Origin of the sequence: Tatumella sp. UCD-D_suzukii (assembly GCF_000611875.2) — a bacterium.
GTDB lineage: Bacteria > Pseudomonadota > Gammaproteobacteria > Enterobacterales > Enterobacteriaceae > Tatumella > Tatumella ptyseos.
On the sequence record NZ_JFJX01000053.1, the window covers coordinates 1 to 19,799 of the forward strand.

Consider the following 19,799-nt stretch of genomic DNA (forward strand, 5'->3'; position numbering starts at 1 on the left):
TTTTCCATTCACACAGCTTTCTTAAAATGCTCCCTATTGCCCTTCGCCGCTCTCCATAAAAGACCTGCCTTCGGTACTTAGGTGCGAAAACTATGTGATATTTACAGTTCCATCGGGTATGCGCTAAGCTCTTTTCGTCCCTCATTGGGACCCCCTTTTGATTTCCTGTTGAACCTTTGCAGTTGCCAGACCGCAAGGTGTTTTAACAAATCAAAAGGGGTTTTTATATACGGCCCAAAGCTGAAAGCTTTACGGAACCCCCAGCCTAGCTGGGGGTTTTCTGGATACAACAAAAAAAGGACCCGGAGGTCCTTTTCTGATAGGCAGATAACCTGAGAGTTACCGGCCTGAAACTGGAGCGGGAAACGAGACTCGAACTCGCGACCCCGACCTTGGCAAGGTCGTGCTCTACCAACTGAGCTATTCCCGCAATGCATTTCCTGCTTTCTGTAAGCACTGAACCACAGGTAATGTCTTGATGTGCAGCATTTTACTGTCCCGCACGTATCCGTCAACCTGTTTATGCCGGGGGACGGTGCGATTGCTGATATTTACGCCGCTTTGCTTACTGATCGAACAAATCTTTACGCGCAGCACTCAGATACTGGAACATCGACCAGAAAGTCAGTACCGCTGCAATATACAGTGCCAGGAAACCAGCCACTTCCACCAGATGATTAGGCCGCCATAACAATGCCACCAGCGCCATCATCTGTGCCGTTGTTTTAACTTTACCTATCCAGGAAACCGCGACACTACTGCGCTTACCGATTTCGGCCATCCATTCACGCAATGCAGAAATAATAATTTCACGGGCAATCATGGTTGCCGCCGGCAGCGTGATCCACCAGGAATGAAAATGTTCAGCCACCAGCACTAATGCGATAGCCACCATCACCTTATCTGCTACCGGGTCGAGGAAGGCACCGAACGCCGTGGTTTGTTTCCAGCGACGCGCCAGGAAGCCATCAAACCAGTCGGTAATGGCCGCAATCACAAAAAGTAATGCGCAACACGCCGGTGCCCACTGAAAGGGCAGATAAAATGCCAGCACGAAAAAAGGGATCAGCACAACCCTGAATAACGTGAGGTATATCGGTATATTAAATTGCATAGGGCATTAACAGCCTGGAAAGGGTGATGTTTGACACTATGTTCCTACATTGCCCCCCCCGTTTCAATGCTACTGTTTGAGAGAATGGAATATTTTTTCTGCCAGCGCCCGCGATATGCCAGGAACTTTGGCAATTTCATCGGCCGTGGCATTTTTCAGTGGCTGTAATCCTCCCATATATTTTAGTAACTGCTGACGCCGTTTAGGGCCGACACCTTCAATCCCTTCCAGGCTGCTCGCCGATTTTACCTTCGCCCGTTTCTGCCGGTGACCGGTTATTGCATGATTATGAGATTCATCACGGATATGCTGAATAACATGCAATGCCGGTGAGTCAGGGGGTAAGGACATCCCTTCACCTTCAGGCTCCAGAAACAGCGTTTCCAGCCCGGCCTTGCGGTCACTGCCCTTGGCGATCCCCAGTAATAAAGGATGTGCTTTATTCCAGTCAACCTGCAACGAGGCAAATACCTCTTTAGCCTGCCCCAGTTGCCCTTTACCTCCGTCGATAATAATGACATCCGGGATATTCTTTTCTTCCAGTGCTTTTCCATAGCGCCGTTCGAGAACCTGATGCATCGCTGCATAGTCATCGCCGGGCGTGATCCCATTGATATTATAACGACGGTATTCCGCCCTCACCGGACCATTGGCATCAAACACGACGCAGGAAGCCACCGTCTGTTCGCCCATGGTATGGCTGATATCGAAGCATTCCATTCGCCGGATCTCCGGCAGATGCAGAAACCCCGCCAGTGCTTTCATTCGCTGATGCACGGTAGATTGCTGTGCCAACCGGGAGGTCAGGGCCGTTGCCGCATTGGTCCGGGCGAGCTTCAGGTAACGCGCCCTGTCCCCGCGGGGCTTACTTTGCAACGCAATCTTGCGCCCTGCCAGCCCGGACAGAGATTCACTCAGCAAACCGGTTTCAGGCAGTTCAAAATCCAGCAGGATATCGCCGGGTAAGGTACGTAATTCACTGCCCTGCAGATAAAACTGCCCGACAAAGGTCTGGATAACCTCGGCCAGTTCAGTATTTGCAGGCACTTTAGGAAAATAGCTGCGGCTTCCCAGCACTTTCCCCTGGCGGATAAACAACACATGCACACAGGCCATCCCGGAATCATAGGCAATACTGATGGCATCAAGGTCATCACCCTGATTCGAGACAAACTGTTTCTCGGTGATCCGTCTGACCGCCTGAATTTGATCCCTGAGAAGTGCTGCCTCTTCAAAATTAAGGTCGGCACTCGCCTGCTCCATACGGGCGACCAACTGACGCAGTACCTGGTCATCTTTTCCGGAAAGAAACAGCCGCACATAATCTGTCTGTTGCCGGTAATCCTCTTCTGAAACCAGCCCGCTGACACAGGGGCCGAGACAGCGCCCTATCTGGTATTGCAGGCAGGGACGCGAACGGTTCCGGTAAACATTGTTTTCACATTGCCGGATAGGAAAGACCTTCTGTAATAACGCCAGAGTTTCCCGTACCGCTCCTCCGTTCGGAAAAGGCCCGAAATACTCCCCTTTCGCGTGTTTAGCCCCCCGGTGGTAAGCCAGCCGCGGATGCTTATCACCGCTGAGAAAGATAAACGGGTAGGACTTATCATCACGCAATAACACGTTATAGCGCGGCTGATAAAGTTTGATGTAGTTGTGTTCAAGCAGCAGTGCTTCTGTCTCACTGTGGGTCACTGTGACATCGATGTGTACAATGTTCGCTACCAGCGCTTCGGTTTTACGGCTGCTGACCTGTTTGCGGAAATAGCTGGTCAGACGTTTTTTCAGGTCTTTCGCTTTACCGACATAGATCACCTCATCGGCGGTGCCATACATTCTGTAGACGCCGGGCTGATGGGTCACGGTGCGGAGAAAATCCGCTGGGTCGAACGTATTATTCACTTCATTCACTGCGCGTTACCGGGTTGAGTAGACAGAAAAAGTGCCTTGCGGAAGGATACTCTCCCGGCAAGTGGCAAACTGCAAATACCACAGGAAGTCTGTGATCTTCCACGACATCTCTGATATTGAATTGTGATTCACTGCCGTTATTTCAAGTATCCTGGCCGGGGATAACAAAAAAAGAAACCTATGGAGGCTGCAGGACTCTGTGACTTCTTTACGGCAGAGAGAAAGACTCAACGTTCCGGAAGTCCTGTCCTCCGGCCCCTGCCGGAAGATGACGGCACCGGTGGGTCGGGCTGCAAAAATCATACGAGTGGCCGGGCAGTTAAGTATAAGCGATTCTGTGCAGAAAGCCGGTTTCCTGGCGGAACAGGGCACAAACCGCGATGTCCTCTGTTTTCAGCGACTTCACCCTCTGCTCCTTTGCTGATGGCTGTTCTGATACTAATTATCCGGTCAGAGGTCTGAAAATAATGAACCCTGTATTATGATTCTGATATAATCTGCGCATTATGGCGATAAAATGCCGTTTAACGGAGTCGGAAACAATGAACTACGCAGAATTTTCTACTGAAAAAAGCCCTGAAGCGTTATCCCGTGAAGTCACTTGTCTGAAAATGATGGTGACCATGATCCTGCAGTCCATGAGCCAGGTAGATTCAGGCAAAGCTATCTTAAAAATGGAACGTTATCTGGCGACGGCCGGTGACAATGAGGATACCGCATTACTGGCTGAAACACTGCGCCAGATTAAATCAGGGTATCTGCAATAACGTTGAGTTGTTCTGCCTCAGCCTGAGGCAGAACGATGCTATCCCCGAAGTTCCCCGGCCATACTTCCCTTTGCTTTTGTCCGCAATAATATTGCCAACCACAACAGGGTTTTCCGGTAATTCCGCTGAAAAAAGTGCGGTTGGCAGGCATTTCCGGCAAGCGGTTTCTCCGGCAACGCAGAGTATGATAAAAGAGGCCTGAACTATTAACAGATCCTGACACGGGTAGCCCGTTCATCAGGCTGTCAGGAAACAACTTTCAGATAACAACAATAAAGCTACTGCAATCACAGGAACAGATGCATGACACAACATTCTGACAATGATGTGACCAGTGAAGGTTCACACAAGCTGCGACGAAACCTTCATAATCGTCATATACAGTTAATCGCTATCGGCGGTGCTATCGGTACCGGATTATTTATGGGATCCGGAAAGACAATCAGTCTGGCCGGTCCGTCCATCGTCTTTGTCTATATGCTGATAGGCTTTGTCCTTTTTTTCGTCATGCGGGCAATGGGTGAAATCTTACTCTCTAATCTGAACTATAAATCGTTCAGTGACTTTGCTGCCGAATTACTGGGGCCCTGGGCGGGATACTTTACCGGCTGGACCTACTGGTTCTGCTGGGTAGTTACCGGCATCGCAGATATCGTCGCCATCACTTCTTATCTTCAGTTCTGGTTGCCGGATTTCTCCGTCTGGATGAGCGCATTGTTGTGCATCGCTACCTTCCTGATCCTGAATATCGCGACCGTTAAGCTGTTCGGTGAAATGGAGTTCTGGTTCGCTATCATCAAGATAGTCGCCATTATTGCCTTAATTATGATTGGGATCGTACTGGTTGCCGTGCATTATCATGCCCCGGGACGACCGGAAGCCGCCCTGAGTAATATATGGACCCATGGGGGTCTGTTCCCGAAAGGTCTGAGTGGTTTCTTTGCCGGCTTCCAGATTGCCGTCTTTGCCTTTGTGGGTATCGAACTGGTGGGCACGACGGCCGCAGAAACACGCAATCCGCAGAAGGTATTACCCAGGGCGATTAACGCGATCCCCCTGCGCATCATCATGTTTTATGTCTGTTCTTTACTGGTGATCATGGCCGTCACCCCGTGGAACGAGGTCGTCCCTTCGCGTAGTCCGTTTGTCGAGATGTTTGTACTGATTGGTTTACCTGCTGCCGCCGGCATTATTAATTTTGTGGTTCTGACCTCAGCGGCGTCTTCAGCCAATAGCGGCATCTTTTCTACCAGCCGTATGCTGTACGGTCTGGCAGGTCAGGGGGTAGCGCATAAGCGATTTTCGCGGCTTTCTGCACGTGCAGTCCCGGTGAATGGCTTACTGTTTTCCTGCTTTTGTCTGCTGGCGGGCATAGCGCTGATTTACCTGATCCCGAATGTGATGACAGTATTTACGCTGGTCACGACAGTATCAGCCATACTGTTTATGTTCGTCTGGTCAATTATTCTGTGCAGTTATCTGGTCTATCGTAAAAAACATCCGGAACTGCATGCCGCCTCTGTCTTCAAAATGCCGGCCGGAAAACTGATGAGCTGGGTGGGACTGCTGTTTTTCGCCTTTGTGCTGGTTCTGCTGAGTCTGCAACCGGATACACGACAGGCTCTGATGGTGACCCCGATCTGGTTTATCCTGCTGGCTATCGGCTGGAAATTCCGGCAGCGTAAATCATCTTAACGCCATAACATCGGGTACGACATCTCCGCTTTCCGGTGTCGTACCCGGGCTTGTCAGGCGTCCGCCTCCGTCTGTTTTTTCTTTTTCCAGCGCAGTTCACTGATCAAAACCGCACAGACAATCAGGCAGCCCCCGGCAAGTGCCGATAAAGGGAGCCTTTCTCCGGCAATTCTGCCAACAATACCCGCCCATACAGGCTCTCCCGCATAGATAATGGTGGCTTTTGTCGGTGATACACTCCGCTGTGCCCAGTTCATCGTCAGCTGGATCACCGCACTGGCAAGCCCCAGACCACAGGCACTCGCGAGCACCGTCATATTCATCTCCGGAACACCCTCTCCGGCAGGCAGCATAAACAGAAACGAAAAAAGTGAGGCCATCAAAAGCTGGATCAGTGTCAGACGCCGGGTTTCGGTATTCCCTGCAAAATAGCCTATCAGTAAAATCTCAGCCGCAATCGCCAGCGTACTGATCAGCGTCACTATTTCGCCGGTCGAAAACCCTGCCGTGGAATGGGCTGAAACGCCGGACAGCAGTAATAGTCCGATAAACGCCAGCACAATGCCGCACCAGGACATAATACCCGGCGGGCGGCGGAAGAATAACCATTGCAGTAACGGCACCAAAGGCACATACATCGCTGTGATAAAAGCGGACTGGCTGCTGCTAATCGTTTTCATCCCCAGGGTCTGTAACCCATAGCCTATCGCTATCGCCAGCCCGATACTGCCCCCGGCTATCCAGTCTCTGAGGCTGGCCCCACGCAGTGTTTTCAGGGAAAACAGTGAAAGGATCAGCGCTGCGGTACCAAAGCGTAAGCCAACAAAAAAGAATGCACCGGACACCTGAACCGCATGGTGGACAATAAGAAATGTCCCTCCCCACAACATAGTAATAAAAATTAATATCAGTACAGGCTTTGAGAACAACGGGTCAGAAGTATTGTTTGCAACAGATGACATAATTGGAATAACCAGTAGCAAATAAAGGATAGAGACCGGCCGCGTTATTGCCGGGAGAACTGCTTATACCGCGCCCGGGGAAAAGCTCTGCAGAAAAGCGCCGGGGTCTCAGAAAAAAAACAGCTCTGCATCACTGCAAAGCTGTTTACATACTCATGGGCGATCCCGCACAGCAAAATCGCACGATGCTGATAACAGATTACCGGCTGGCCGAATGACCTGCGCCTGCCCCGTCACCGTTCTTATCTCCTGACGGGGAATGCCCGTTATCTTCCGCAGATTTCCCCTTTGAAGATGACGCTGCCGCATCCGGGGCTGCCGGGGCTACGTCTTTTGGACCCGATGACGCGGCGTTACCTGCGACGGCTGATCCTGACGTTGCAGGGGCTGCGGCTGCCGGAGGGGTATTTGCCGCGGCAACAGGTTCTGTCGGGGCCATATGCGGCTGCATTACGGTACCCAGTAATGCATCGTTCAATACATTGGTAAAATCACTCCAGGAACAATAGCCGTTACTGTCGATCGGACAACCGGTTAACTGCAGGGTGACCCGCTCTGGCGGATGCGCAAGGCTCAGAATATCCGCCTGACGAAGCTGCTCTGTGCTCTGATAGACATATTCCATCTTCAGCAGATCTTTATTCGTTTTATTGTCATGCCAGCGTTCAAAAACCACCTGACCACCAATGGGTGTTTGCTCATACTGTCCGGGGAGCTGATATGGCTTCACTTTCAGTGCCGCCAGTAACGAGGCGATATTCGAATCGTGCCCCACCATAAAGGTAAAGGCTGGCGCGGCCGATTTATCCTGATCAATTAACTGACTGCGAATGTAGTCGACCAGCGGCGCTGCCACGTCGTGTGCCACTGCCGGTGTGGTAAATAACACATCCTGGTAGGCATTTTTAATCGCTGATAATGCTTTCCATTGGTCCGGTGTGGTGATTTTCCCCCACGCAACCTGGTCTGCAGGGAACCCCTGGTAATACTGCAGGGTGAAAGCGTCCACCAACGCATTACCGGTCTTCAGCGGCCCTTCCACCGACGGTTCTTTGCCTTTGACCAGGCTGAATTTATTATCCGTCCCCGTGAGACTGCATTTATCTTTGCCTTTACACTGAGGCGAGTTGGCATAGCCCACCACATCTGCCAGTTGCTTGTAAGCGGCCTGCAGTGACTGCTGTTTTTCTTCCTGCGCCATTTGTTCGGCTGCAGTTTTCCTGAAGTCTTCACTGTCACTGTTAATGATCGGGTTGAAGACAGGATCCATGGTTCCCATATCATCCTGATGAGTTACAGCAATATCACACCCCGGGAATGCGCCGGTGACAAAGTACTGAGCCGTGGCGACGGTACGTTGCAGACTGTTAGCGTATATAAAGACAGAATTCGGATCAGGGCATTGGTTTTTACTGAGAACCCCCTGCTGCTGCAGCCAGTCATGGGTATATTTTCCCATATAGACTTCCAGAACCCCACCACGAGTGGTGAGCTCTCCGCCCGGTACCTGCCACTGGGGCCATTTTTTATCAGAAGATTGTTCAAGGATACTGCCGCCATTTGCCAGCGGTGCCCGGAGATTATGACGGCTGAGGATTAGTACCTGCTCCAGCTGCATACCATCGTCAGCGGCCAACGCGTTCAGACTCACAGGCAGTGCTGCCAGGACAGCGAGTGTACACAAGCTCAATTTCTTAATCATTGTACCTATTCCATGAATTCTGAGGGTATGAGGAAAAAATGTTTCTGGCTTCATCCGGCTATCAATTTGCACCCGCTCAGCAACACTGACGGGGGAGTGAACCGGATCAAAGACTTTCTGTCACTATATCAAACTTCCCGGACGACGTAAGGGGGAATCGGCTGAATGCCTGCATGAGGTTAAACGCTGTGACCGGGAGAGTTTACTACAGATAAAAAAAAACCAGCCATCAGGCTGGTCTTTTTCAGAATTTGGCGGAGGAGGAGAGATTCGAACTCTCGGATGGTTTCCCATCGGCGGTTTTCAAGACCGCTGCCTTCAGCCGCTCGGCCACCCCTCCGTTAAGGGCCAGAATAAAATTACTCTTATTCTGTAAAGCAAGTTATTCACTGCGTGAATAGATGGCGGAGGAGGAGAGATTCGAACTCTCGGATGGTTTCCCATCGGCGGTTTTCAAGACCGCTGCCTTCAGCCGCTCGGCCACCCCTCCGCAATGAGGCGCACTATAAACATCCCCTTCTGTGTTGTAAAGCCCCCTTTGTATCATTTGCCTGAAAAACAGCCGATTAGGTTCTGAGTGCTGGCTAAATCAACAGATTGTGCAGCTATTCAGCAATTTACCGGGTAAAGATGGGTAAAACAACTTCATACGCCCCCCGGCGGACGGTATCCTCCTTTTATTCAATAAATGATCCATCAATATAATTAAGGAGTCTGTATGGACAGAATTCTTGCCCCTGGCCGACACAGTAGCTTGCTCAGTACCCATAAAGTCCTGCGGAATACCTATTTTCTTCTGGGGCTGACGCTGGCGTTCTCTGCCATAACGGCCACCGCCAGTACCCTGCTCAGTTTACCCGCACCAGGGATGATCCTGATGCTGGCCGGTTTTTACGGACTCATGTTTTTAACCTATCGTCTGGCTGATCGCCCGGCAGGGATCCTGGCGGCCTTCGCCTTTACCGGATTTTTAGGCTACTGCCTGGGCCCGCTCCTCAACAGCTTTCTTTCAGCCGGAATGGGTGAGGTTATCGCTTTCGCGTTAGGCGGTACGGCACTGGTATTCTTTTGTTGTTCAGCCTTCGTCCTGACGACCCGTAAAGATATGTCCTTCCTGGGCGGTATGATGATGGCAGGGTTTGTCGTGCTGCTGGTCGGGATGATCGCAAACATCTTCCTGCATCTTCCGGCCTTACAGATGGCCCTGAGTGCATTGTTTATCCTGTTCTCTGCGGGTGCCATCTTGTGGGAGACCAGTAATATTATTCAGGGCGGCGAAACCAATTATATCCGCGCCACCGTTAGCCTGTATGTGTCTCTGTATAATATCTTTGTCAGCCTGCTGAGCTTACTGGGCTTCTCGCGCAGTAACTGATGTTTCCTCACCGGCATAATACCTGCCTGCGGGCGGGTATTTTTTTGTCCCTGGCAAGCCCTTCCCCGGTATTCATTACACTGCATTCATTGCGCAGCATTTGTTACACTGCTTTTTTATACTGCGCGCCACATCACGGAGAGAAATAAAAGTGAATTTTGCAGGAAAAAACATTGAGACTGACGGCGAAGGCTACCTTAAACATCCGGCAGACTGGTCTGCCGAACTGGCGCCGCACATCGCCGCTCTGGAAGACATCACGCTGACAGACGCCCACTGGGAAGTCGTCAACTTCGTGCGGGAGTTTTACCTGGAATTTAACACTTCTCCGGCTATCCGCATGCTGGTGAAAGCGATGGCAAAAAAATACGGGGAAGAGAAAGGGAACAGCCGTTATCTGTTCAGACTGTTCCCCGACGGGCCGGCAAAACAGGCAACAAAAATTGCCGGCCTCCCCAAACCTGCAAAATGCCTGTAAGCCGGTTTAGCGCACCGTAAATCCCCCGGTCTCCTGTAACGCACAGGAGACACAGGTGACGCTGTCCACGCGGGCCGCTGGCGGCCCGCCCGCTTTTATCCAGAACAAGACTTTTTCAACGGCCTCCGGTTCTCCCTGAAGTAAAATTTCGACAGAACCGTCATTGAGGTTTGCAGTATAGCCGGTAAGCCGCTGAGTTTCTGCCTGCTGTCGGGTGCTGTCACGAAAAAATACGCCCTGTACCCGCCCCGTCACTCTGATTTTCTGCGCTATTTTCTCCATGAATGTCTCCTTTTACTCTGCTGTTTGCTTTTTTCCGATACCGGGCCGACAATGTCCCCCTTTATTTTCTGGTATCCAATTATTATGACTGCACGTTTGATTCTTTCCAGAGGACGTGAAAAATCTCTGTTACGCCGCCACCCCTGGGTTTTTTCCGGGGCTATCAGCCGCATTGAAGGCAATGCTATCTCCGGTGAAACCGTTGATGTCTGTGACCATAAAGGCCAATGGCTGGCCCGTGCTGCCTATTCCCCGCAATCCCAAATCAGGGCACGTGTCTGGACCTGGCAGGCTGACGAGAATATCGATATTGAATTCTTCGTCCGGCGTATCAAAAAAGCCGGTCAGTGGCGTGAATGGCTGGCCCGTGCCGATGACCTGGATAGCTATCGCCTGATTGCCGGGGAGTCTGATGGCTTACCGGGTATCACTATTGATAAATTTGCCGGTTATCTGGTGGTACAGCTTCTGTCCGCCGGTGCCGAATATCAGCGCCCTGCTCTGATCACTGCGTTACAGCAGTGCTACCCGGAATGTTCGGTCTACGACCGGTCAGACGTTTCCGTACGCAAAAAAGAGGGGCTGCCTCTGACTCAGGGTTTTATTTCCGGACAGCAACCGCCTGAACTGTTACCGATCACCGAACATGGTATGAAGCTACTGGTCAATATTAAAGAAGGCCATAAAACCGGCTATTATCTTGATCAGCGTGACAGCCGGTTTGCCCTGCGTCGTTATTCAAAAGATGCACGGGTCTTAAACTGTTTCTCCTATACCGGAGGGTTTGCGGTTTCTGCCCTGCTCGGGGGCTGTAAAGAGGTGATCAGTGTCGATACCTCTGAAGCCGCACTGGACGTCGCCCGTCAGAACGTTGAGCTGAACAACCTTCCCGGGGATAAAGCTCAGTATATTCGTGACGATGTGTTCAAGTTACTGCGGACTTACCGGGATACCGGCGAGAAATTTGATGTGATCGTCATGGATCCACCAAAGTTCGTCGAAAATAAAAACCAGCTGACCGGTGCCTGCCGTGGATATAAAGACATTAATATGCTGGCGATGCAATTGCTCAATCCGGGCGGGATCCTGCTGACATTTTCCTGCTCCGGGCTGATGACGGTGGAACTGTTCCAGAAAATTATCGCCGATGCTGCTCTGGATGCAGGCAAAACAGTTCAGTTAGTTGACCAGTTGCGCCAGGCAGCCGACCACCCGGTCATTTCCACCTATCCGGAAGGGTTATATCTGAAAGGATTTGTTTGCTACGTCGAATAGCTTGAAAAAATGCCTCCCGTCCCCATCTCTGTAGGGATGAAAAAAATCAGCGGGAGGTGTTTTATGATCAGTAGCAAATTTGGCATCGGGCAGCAGGTCCGTCACAGGTTATCCGGCACTCTGGGTGTCGTGGTGGACGTTGACGCTGAATTTTCTCTCAGTCAGCCGGAAGCCGAAGCCCCCGGCGATGATATTCCCGGAGAAACGCCCTGGTATCACGTGGTGATGGAAGATGAATCCGGCGAAACCGTCCACACTTATATCGCCGAGCTTCATCTGACAGGCGAGACGTATGAAGAGCACCCTGATCAACCGGTCCTGGATGAGCTGGCGGAGAATGTACGTCAGCAGTTACGTGTTCCTCACCGGTATCATTGATTACAGCCACACCCTTATAACGCTTCTGAAAGCCCGGGACGCGAAACGTTAATTTTCGGGCATCATTCCATCACTCCCTGCCGTCAATAATATTCCCGGCCACTTTGGTCCCGACAGGGGGCATTTCGTAACCTTGTTATGTCAGCCCCCTCATCAACTGCCAGCAGACATTTCGGGGTTCACTTGCCCCTGCCACCGCAATATGACGTAGCCTCATTGTCTCTTTTATAAAGCATGGCCCGAAGCAAGGCATTCTGCATTTCCATCCTTTAACGCCGATGACAAACACGGCCCTCCTGCAGAATAGTGACGCGCTGGCAGAAAAAATCTGCGTTCTGTACCCATTCGGGCCACAATAAATATGACAAAATGTAAATTTTAATGCCATAATGAGATTCTGATGCTTTTCTGACCCTTTACTTAGCCACTCCGGAGCCAAAATGAAGTTTGTAGCTGCAGTTTTCTGCCTGCTGCTGGGTATGTACACCTCTGCCACCATGGCTGTCAGCTTCAGGATAAATCCGGAAATCAATTTGCTGGTGCTCGATGGTAATAAATTGCCAGGCAGCCTGCTGAAAGGCGCGGAAAGCATTGAACTTGAACAAGGACAACATCAGATACTTTTTACGCGGGTATCCGCTCCCCGTTCCCCGATGTTTATTCTGACCTTTACGGCAGAAAGTCATAGCGTCAGTATGGTATTCCCTCCTGCTTCATCACTTTCTGAATGCGATACCTCAGAAAACCTGCCATTACGGTTAGTGGATGAAAACGACGAGAATATCGCTGCCCTCCAGGATCATTTGTCAGAAATACCGGACGATGATTATGTCCGCGCAGTGAGCAGTTATAATCTGCAGAACCGCAAAGCCTCAGTGAAAAAGTTCAGTCTTCCGTCAGAGACTAACGATGCGCGGGCAGAAAAAGTGTCTGACAGCACTGTACCGGTTGAGGCCGCTCAGCCATCCCGTGGCTCCTTACAGGCTATTCTGCTTTGGTTACGTGAATTCCGAACCAGTTGAACCCCGGTAAGCCACCGCGCTACACTGACATGACACAGAATATGAGTTTTGAATAATAAGGGGCGGGGATGGAACAGACGGTCAGGACATTGGGGCAGAAAAAACATATCGCTCTGGTGGCTCATGATAACTGCAAATTATCGTTGCTGGAGTGGGTCAAAGCGAATCAACAGTCACTTGCCCTGCACAGCCTTTATGCCACAGGGACAACCGGTAACCTGATTAATGCTCACTGCGGTCTGCAGGTTAATCCGCTGTTAAGCGGCCCGTTAGGCGGCGATCAGCAGGTCGGAGCAATGATCGCGGAAGGAAAAGTGGATATGCTGATTTTCTTCTGGGATCCGTTGAACGCCGTCCCCCATGACCCGGATGTTAAAGCACTGTTACGGCTGGCCACGGTATGGAATATCCCGGTCGCTACTAACCGTTCCACCGCCGATTTTATTATTCATTCGCCACTTTATACACAGAACGTGGAAATCGCGATCCCTGATTATCCGCGCTATATGGCCGAACGGCTTCAGGAACCGCTGTCAAAAGAGCCGTGAGGGGTCAGGGTTTCCTCACCCGGGGAACCCCGAGTTTTACCAGTTCTTCCACGAAATCTGAAGGCGCCGCTTTGTCATACAATAACCATAATTGCTTTCTCGCCCGGGTCATTGCGACATAAGCGAGCCTTCGTTCTTCCGCATCGGGGAAACTCTCCGTTTCCGGCAGCAGTCCCTGCTCAATGACCGATTCCGGCGTTCGTGCAGGAAACCCGTCACTACCGCCACTTAGCCCGGTAACTATCACATAGTCAGCTTCCTTACCTTTGCAGGCATGGAATGTCATGAATGATAAGTTCAGCCGCGGCCAACGGGTGGCAGCAATATCCAGCAGTGCCGGACGGAGGTAGTGATAACGCCCAAGGATCAGGATGGTTGCATCATCTTCCGCATATCCGCTCATTTTATTCACCAACGCTTCCAGTTGCTCTTCCGGCAGCAATGAAACCGACTTTTTGTTACCTTTATCCTGACTATTAAGCTCTTTTTTCAGTTGCGCAGGATTCTGCTGTATAAAACGATTCGCAACATCCCCGATACGCTGGCTAAAGCGGTAGGTCTGGTCCAGCACACAAACATCGCCTTCGCCGAAGATGTCATGAAAGCGGGTGGTCAGATCGATTTCTGCCCCGGCAAAGCGATAAATGGCCTGCCAGTCATCCCCGACCACAAATAATCCGGTATGCTTGTTCTGTTTTCTGAGCGCATGAAGCAGGCCAGCGCGCTGAGCCGAGATATCCTGAAACTCGTCCACCAGGATATATTTCCACGGGCTGATAAAACGACCTTTTTCCAGCAAGGCGATAGCCTGCCGGATAAGCCCGGAAAAATCGACGGCACCTTCCTCTTTAAGATGTTGTTTCCAGGCCTTCAGCAGAGGGGCCAGAAGTTTCAGCCGTTTGCCGAATAGCGTACGGATAGCTTCAGGCGCTTCCTCCGTCATCACGGACTGGGATCCACCGTGGGTTCTTATCAGCGAAACCCAGTGTTCCAGACGACCCGCGAGGCGGTTAAGTAATTGCTTATCGTTCCAGAACTCAGTGTCAGCACATTCCCAGGCCAGTTCGTCCTCAATCCACTGCCGCCAGCCATTAGCAAACGATTTTTTCTGAGCGCATTGCTGCTGCCAGGTTTCGGTCAGTAACTTACGACGTAGTGCCGCATCACTTTCCAGCGCACTGATTGTTGGCGGTTTATTGCTGCTTTGCTGAATAATATGCAGGGCCAGTGAATGAAACGTTCTGGCCGTGACCGCGGTGTCGCCGGTACATTGTTGTACGCGCTGATCCATTTCCCTGGCGGCTTCACGGCCAAAAGATAATAACAGTACCTGGTCGGCACTGGCATAGTTACGGCGCAGTAACCAGGCTGCGCGGGCGGCAAGCACCGATGTTTTTCCGCTACCGGCACCGGCCAGCACCAGTAATTGATCTTCACCATTAATTACCGCCCGGCATTGAGAAGGATTCAGCGGACCGGACCCCACCGTCGCAAAAAAATCCCCATAGCGCTCCATCACTTGCTCTGTCCATTGACGGTTACGCTCGATTCTCTGCTGCTCTGCAGACGTCAGCCAGTCCTGACAGAAGAACCAGGACGGACGACAGGACTCAAATTCTGTAATCCGCTCTGCCGGCACGGGTAATGCCGCGAACCTGCTCTCTATTTTATCCCGCACGCCGGAGATGTCCGCGCGGGTCAGCCAGCTATCCCGTTGCAGCAAGCCGAGTAATTCCTGATGCAATGTACTCAATACCTGGTAGCAGACTGCGGCCATCTCACCGGTCCAGTGTTGCCAGGCATTCGTCAGGTGCTGATAAAACTGCTGGGTTTCCTGCCATTCCGTCCCATGTAATCGTACCACCTGATTGTCCGGGAGCTGAAATTCAAGTTCTCCCCATACCATCCCTCGTTTACACTGAATACCCAGTAACTGATTAAAAGGAATAATATATTCATGACGATCACCGCTGACTTCCACACCTGCCGGTAGTAGTCGCACCCGATTGTAAGGATGCTGAGCCAGCCGTTTACCCATTGAGGTTGCTTTAAGTTCCATGCATCACGCCATTATCTGAGTTATTGCTTTTAAGCAGTTTAACTGCGAGACCTTTAGTGCTCCAGACAAAAAACAGGTTACAATTCTGTAACTGTGTCCTACAGACCAACGGAGATAAATTTAATGAGAGCTGTACTGAATATCCTCAATTTCGTTCTGGGGGGATTTGCGACCACCCTGGCCTGGTTATTTGCCACGCTGGTCACCATTGTCTTAATTTTTACGCTGCCCCTGACTCGCTCCTGCTGGGAAATTACCCGTTTGTCTCTGTTCCCGTTCGGTAATGAAGCTGTTCATGTGGATACACTCCGCCCGGAGAACAAGAATAACCTGCGAAATTCAGGCGGCACTTTACTGAATGTGTTCTGGTTTATTTTTTTCGGCTGGTGGCTCTGCCTGGCCCATATCTCTGCAGGTATTCTCCAGTGTGTGACTATTATCGGTATTCCTGTCGGTATTGCGAATTTTAAAATTGCTGCCATTGCCTTATGGCCTGTCGGTCGCAGAGTCGTTTCTGTTGAAGAAGCGAAATTTGCGCGTGAAAACGCGATCCGCGCACGTCACTGAGGATAAGGGTAAAAATGAATTTCGGATCTGACCTGCTGAACCGCTGGCATACGTTTTTAATGAACAAACTATGGCGGGATCCGGCCAGGATATTCTTTGCGATGACCGGTTGTGTGATCCTTTCCTGGTCATTACAAAATATCACCTGGACTATCCCGCTGATCCTCGGGGTTGTCGCCGCGGCACTGGCAGATATTGATGACAGGCTGACCGGCCGTTTACGCAATATGCTGATCACACTGGTCTGCTTTTGTATCGCGACCGTCTCGGTCGAAATTCTGTTCCCTTATCCGCCGCTGTTTATGATTGGCCTTGCCGTCTCCAGTTGGGTATTCACCTTACTGGGAGCGCTGGGGCAACGCTATGCCACAATCTCGTTCGGCGCCCTGCTGATTGCTATCTATACCATGCTGGGGATCCATCTGTTCTCTGCCTGGTATATTCAGCCCGTATTATTGCTGGCAGGCGCACTCTGGTATAATTTCCTGACACTGATCATGCACCTGCTGTTTCCGGTTCAGCCGGTGCAGCAACAACTGGCGGCCACATATACTCAGCTGGCCGGCTATCTTGATGCGAAGGCTAATCTGTTTGACCCCGATACCGGCGACAGTGACGAACCTTCACTGATTGATGCCGCACTGGCTAACAGCCAGCTGGTATCGCAATTTAATATCACCAAAACCGCCATACAGAGTCGTCTGAACGGCGAACGGGCGGCCCGCAATAGCCGTCGTTCGCTGCTCTATTATTTTGCGGCCCAGGAAATTCATGAACGTGCGAATTCTTCCCACGTCCAGTACCACCAGTTGCGCAATGAATGGCGGTACAGCGAAATATTATTCCGATTCCAGCGGTTACTGCATATGCAGGCGAATGCCTGCCGCCAGATTGCACATTCAGTGACCCTGAAAAAACCGTACCAGCATGAACACCGCTTCGAACGGGCATTCTTTCATCTGGATCAGGCGCTGATACGCCTTAAAGTTCAGTATCCGCAGGACCCCAATACCCGTGCCCTGCAGTGGTTGTTACGTAATCTGAAAGCCATCGATGACCAGCTGCTTTCTATCGCCTCGGAACAGGTATTGAATAGTCCGTGGCTGAACAGCGACACTCATCTGTCTCAGGAAGGGCTGACCGGCTGGCAGGATATCCGGATCAGGTTCAGCCGTCATTTAAGCCCAAAGTCGTCGCTGTTCCGGCATGCGGTTCGGGTATCAGTGGTCCTCTGCGTGGGCTATGCCCTTATTCAACTGGCCGGACTGGAACGGGGATACTGGATATTACTGACCAGCCTGTTTGTTTGTCAGCCAAACTATAATGCGACCAAAAAGCGTCTTGCCTTGCGAATTATGGGAACACTGGCCGGGATAATCATTGGTCTTCCGGTGCTGTGGCTGGTTCCCTCTATTCCCGGGGTTCTGATCCTGATTGTGGTGTCCGGGGTGCTGTTTTTTGTTTTCCGTCAGGTGCAATATGCACAGGCTACGCTGTTTATCACCTTGCTGGCGTTACTGAGCTTTAACCTGCTGGGTGAAGGTTTTGACGTTGCCCTGCCGAGGATCGTGGATACTATCCTTGGCTGCGCTCTGGCGTGGATGGCCGTGGCCTGGATATTCCCGGACTGGCGCTATCGTCAATTACCGGCAGTGGCAGATAAAGCCATGGCGGCCAATGCCCGCTATCTGTCAGCAATTGCAGCGCAGTATCATCAGGGGAAGGACAACAGTATGTCATACCGCATTGCCCGCAGGGAGGCACATAATGCAGATGCTGAATTAGCCCTGGTGATTTCCGGAATGAATGACCCGACAGTCAGTCATGATCCCCGTAAAGATCCGGCCTTCCGTATTTCCTGTCTCAATCACAGTTTGCTGAGCTACCTGTCCGCGCTGGGCGCGCACAGGGAAAAAACAGAGCAGAGTGATTTTTTACAACTGATGGATGATGCTGTCAGGCTGACCCGGGATACTTTACAGACCGGTTCTGCAAACATGCAGAATACGCTGGACACACTGCATGCACTCCTTGCAGAAATAACGGTTATTGAAGCCAGTTCTGACAGCAGAGAGCCTGTCATTCTTCAGCAAGTGGGCCTGGTACTGACACTCCTTCCGGAGCTGGTCTCAGTCAGAGAAGAGATAAACCACCTTTAAAAATCGTTACTGCGCTTGCGCGCTGAGTGTACTGAGGTCTGCTCAAACTGCAGATACCAGTGTTTCAGTTCTTCCCTCACCCCGACGGACAGCACCTCCAGGTGTTGTCCGAAGATGGCCCCTTGCAACGCATACAGTGTTTTCAATCCGAGATGTTTATTCTTCTGCCTGAGCAATACCCAGCTCTGCCTGGCTCCCGTCGCACGCAAGTGACTGGCCGAGGCAATACCGACCTCTTTCAACAGTATTTCCAGCCGTAAACTCAGGTTAGGCAGATCTTTCAGCCTCTGCCGGCTGAGTTGAGACTCTCTGAGCGCTCTGGCTTCATTCAGAGAACAGTGTGATAACTCCAGCAAAGCGTCTGACTGCTGCCATAGCACGGGATCAACCTTATAATAATTGAGGCTGACACACTGTCCGCGTTTGTGAAAGATAAAGGGCTGCAGTCGTCTGTGCTGCAGATAAGTTTGCATTTTTTCACTGGCGCGGAGATAAAGCTCCCCTTCACTGACCAGCGCAAAAACCACTTTTTCAACAGATAACGAGTATCCGCCGAACTGGGTGCGGGACTCGATTTTACCGAGTGCAGAAAGCTGTTTCTTTGATTCTTCAATACATTGGCCTGATGTTTTCATCGCGAACCTCCCTTGTTCCGGCAATAGCATAGCTGTCAATAAAATACTATTTATCAACACCTTAGAAGTTAAACAAAAGCGATTACCAGTTCAATGAATAAATGCAGGAAAGACAGATCAGTTTTAGTTTCTGCGATCTGTTTTCAGAAAAATGGTTGATCTTTACCCACGACCGCAATACTGTATATCCATACAGTAAATTGCGGATGGTTAAATTTATGCATACTCAGCGACTGACAGCGAAAACCTTTAAGATGCATCATCAATCGACTCAGGCTTCGTACACCCGTGGTTGTATCAGTGAGTTAAGTTATCAGGGGCAAAACCCTGCCCTGCTGAATATGCTTCTTTTCCCGTTACTCAAACAGCTTGGTGAACAGTCGCGCTGGCAGTTATGGTTAACTCCCGCACATAAACTCAGCCGTCACTGGCTTCAGCAGGCCGGGTTGCCCCTGGAAAAGAGTGTGCAGATCGCCTCAACAGAACGTATCAGTAGTGTCAGTGCCATGATTAAAGCGCTGCGTTCGGGGAATTTCAGTGTGGTCATCGCCTGGCTCCCGGCCGGGCTGAGCGACTCAGAACGTCATGAACTCGAACAGGCTGCGATAGAAGGTCATACTCTGGGATTGATCATGCGTGAAGAAAATACCTTCGATTCTCCCGGCGGACAGGAAAATCGATTGAAAATTCATTCGTCCTTACTACATTAATCTTATTTAAGATTATTCTCATAAAAAATAAGCGGCAGATTATTACATTAGCCGGGTGACTCACCATTCCAGAGCCAGCAATGGGTTACCCGATATTCCAGTTGTCATCCGGGCTCGGAGTTCAGTTTCAATTGTAAGTTAATGTGTCAAAATTACCGTT

At 50.9% G+C, this 19,799-nt stretch carries 19 protein-coding genes and 3 tRNA genes; 11 read left to right on the plus strand and 11 right to left on the minus strand.

Annotation, left to right across the window (positions count from 1 at the left end):
- The 4 genes from CG67_RS17485 to uvrC all read right to left on the minus strand — a co-directional run.
- Positions 1-145 (minus strand): transposase (locus CG67_RS17485; RefSeq protein ID WP_200910039.1); only part of this gene is annotated, 145 nt, incomplete at its 3' end.
- 209 nt (positions 146-354) lie between these two features.
- A tRNA-Gly gene (locus CG67_RS09945) sits at positions 355-430 on the minus strand.
- Between the two features lie 135 nt (positions 431-565).
- Positions 566-1,114 (minus strand): CDP-diacylglycerol--glycerol-3-phosphate 3-phosphatidyltransferase, encoded by a 549-nt coding sequence (gene pgsA / locus CG67_RS09950; protein WP_025902800.1) that lies wholly within the window; start codon positions 1,112-1,114, stop codon positions 566-568.
- 69 nt (positions 1,115-1,183) lie between these two features.
- Positions 1,184-3,016 (minus strand): excinuclease ABC subunit UvrC, encoded by a 1,833-nt coding sequence (gene uvrC / locus CG67_RS09955; RefSeq protein ID WP_025902801.1) that lies wholly within the window; start codon positions 3,014-3,016, stop codon positions 1,184-1,186.
- A 551-nt stretch (positions 3,017-3,567) separates the two neighbouring features.
- Here uvrC and CG67_RS09960 point away from each other — a divergent pair.
- Positions 3,568-3,792 carry a DUF2594 family protein gene (locus CG67_RS09960; RefSeq protein WP_025902802.1) on the plus strand — a complete coding sequence of 75 codons (225 nt, stop codon included), beginning with the start codon at positions 3,568-3,570 and terminating at the stop codon, positions 3,790-3,792.
- A gap of 303 nt (positions 3,793-4,095) precedes the next feature.
- Positions 4,096-5,487, plus strand: coding sequence for a D-serine/D-alanine/glycine transporter (gene cycA, locus CG67_RS09965; RefSeq protein WP_025902803.1), 1,392 nt, complete (start codon positions 4,096-4,098; stop codon positions 5,485-5,487).
- A 53-nt stretch (positions 5,488-5,540) separates the two neighbouring features.
- On the opposite strand, the gene CG67_RS09970 is transcribed toward cycA, so the two are convergent.
- From CG67_RS09970 to CG67_RS09985, 4 genes are all read right to left on the minus strand, one after another.
- Positions 5,541-6,449 (minus strand): DMT family transporter, encoded by a 909-nt coding sequence (locus tag CG67_RS09970; RefSeq protein ID WP_025902804.1) that lies wholly within the window; start codon positions 6,447-6,449, stop codon positions 5,541-5,543.
- A 199-nt stretch (positions 6,450-6,648) separates the two neighbouring features.
- Entirely contained in the window at positions 6,649-8,151 is a 1,503-nt protein-coding gene (gene agp / locus CG67_RS09975; protein WP_025902805.1) for a bifunctional glucose-1-phosphatase/inositol phosphatase, read from the minus strand.
- 252 nt (positions 8,152-8,403) lie between these two features.
- Positions 8,404-8,491: transfer RNA gene (locus CG67_RS09980), tRNA-Ser, on the minus strand.
- 62 nt (positions 8,492-8,553) lie between these two features.
- A tRNA-Ser gene (locus CG67_RS09985) sits at positions 8,554-8,641 on the minus strand.
- A 228-nt stretch (positions 8,642-8,869) separates the two neighbouring features.
- Here CG67_RS09985 and yccA point away from each other — a divergent pair.
- The gene (gene yccA / locus CG67_RS09990) at positions 8,870-9,526 is read left to right on the plus strand and encodes an FtsH protease modulator YccA (protein ID WP_025902806.1); all 657 of its coding nucleotides are present in this window, start codon (positions 8,870-8,872) and stop codon (positions 9,524-9,526) included.
- Between the two features lie 151 nt (positions 9,527-9,677).
- Positions 9,678-10,004 (plus strand): TusE/DsrC/DsvC family sulfur relay protein, encoded by a 327-nt coding sequence (locus CG67_RS09995; RefSeq protein ID WP_025902807.1) that lies wholly within the window; start codon positions 9,678-9,680, stop codon positions 10,002-10,004.
- A 6-nt stretch (positions 10,005-10,010) separates the two neighbouring features.
- Here CG67_RS09995 and CG67_RS10000 read toward each other — a convergent pair whose 3' ends face one another.
- Positions 10,011-10,286 carry an acylphosphatase gene (locus tag CG67_RS10000; protein WP_025902808.1) on the minus strand — a complete coding sequence of 92 codons (276 nt, stop codon included), beginning with the start codon at positions 10,284-10,286 and terminating at the stop codon, positions 10,011-10,013.
- Between the two features lie 84 nt (positions 10,287-10,370).
- Between CG67_RS10000 and rlmI the strand changes: the two genes are divergently transcribed.
- From rlmI to CG67_RS10020, 4 genes are all read left to right on the plus strand, one after another.
- On the plus strand, positions 10,371-11,561 hold the full coding sequence (gene rlmI, locus CG67_RS10005) for a 23S rRNA (cytosine(1962)-C(5))-methyltransferase RlmI (protein WP_025902809.1): 1,191 nt from the start codon (positions 10,371-10,373) through the stop codon (positions 11,559-11,561).
- Between the two features lie 63 nt (positions 11,562-11,624).
- A complete protein-coding gene (gene hspQ / locus CG67_RS10010) occupies positions 11,625-11,939 on the plus strand; it encodes a heat shock protein HspQ (RefSeq protein WP_025902810.1) in 315 nt (104 codons plus the stop codon).
- A gap of 440 nt (positions 11,940-12,379) precedes the next feature.
- The gene (locus CG67_RS10015; protein ID WP_025902811.1) at positions 12,380-12,961 is read left to right on the plus strand and encodes a DUF2057 family protein; all 582 of its coding nucleotides are present in this window, start codon (positions 12,380-12,382) and stop codon (positions 12,959-12,961) included.
- 68 nt (positions 12,962-13,029) lie between these two features.
- A complete protein-coding gene (locus CG67_RS10020) occupies positions 13,030-13,509 on the plus strand; it encodes a methylglyoxal synthase (protein WP_025902812.1) in 480 nt (159 codons plus the stop codon).
- Positions 13,510-13,513: 4 nt separating this feature from the next.
- Here the strand turns inward: CG67_RS10020 and helD are convergent, their stop codons facing one another.
- The gene (gene helD / locus CG67_RS10025) at positions 13,514-15,568 is read right to left on the minus strand and encodes a DNA helicase IV (protein ID WP_025902813.1); all 2,055 of its coding nucleotides are present in this window, start codon (positions 15,566-15,568) and stop codon (positions 13,514-13,516) included.
- 123 nt (positions 15,569-15,691) lie between these two features.
- On the opposite strand from helD, the gene CG67_RS10030 reads away from it, so the two are divergent.
- Both CG67_RS10030 and yccS read left to right on the plus strand, forming a co-directional pair.
- The gene (locus tag CG67_RS10030; RefSeq protein ID WP_025902814.1) at positions 15,692-16,135 is read left to right on the plus strand and encodes a YccF domain-containing protein; all 444 of its coding nucleotides are present in this window, start codon (positions 15,692-15,694) and stop codon (positions 16,133-16,135) included.
- A 14-nt stretch (positions 16,136-16,149) separates the two neighbouring features.
- Complete coding sequence (yccS, locus tag CG67_RS10035; protein WP_038024771.1) at positions 16,150-18,294, plus strand: YccS family putative transporter; 2,145 nt, start codon at positions 16,150-16,152, stop codon at positions 18,292-18,294.
- On the opposite strand, the gene CG67_RS10040 is transcribed toward yccS, so the two are convergent.
- On the minus strand, positions 18,291-18,929 hold the full coding sequence (locus CG67_RS10040) for a TfoX/Sxy family DNA transformation protein (protein WP_025902816.1): 639 nt from the start codon (positions 18,927-18,929) through the stop codon (positions 18,291-18,293). The genes yccS and CG67_RS10040 overlap by 4 nt on opposite strands.
- 206 nt (positions 18,930-19,135) lie before the next feature.
- Here CG67_RS10040 and sulA point away from each other — a divergent pair, with 206 nt between their 5' ends.
- Positions 19,136-19,639 (plus strand): SOS-induced cell division inhibitor SulA, encoded by a 504-nt coding sequence (gene sulA / locus CG67_RS10045; protein WP_235501126.1) that lies wholly within the window; start codon positions 19,136-19,138, stop codon positions 19,637-19,639.
- Positions 19,640-19,799 lie beyond the last annotated feature (160 nt).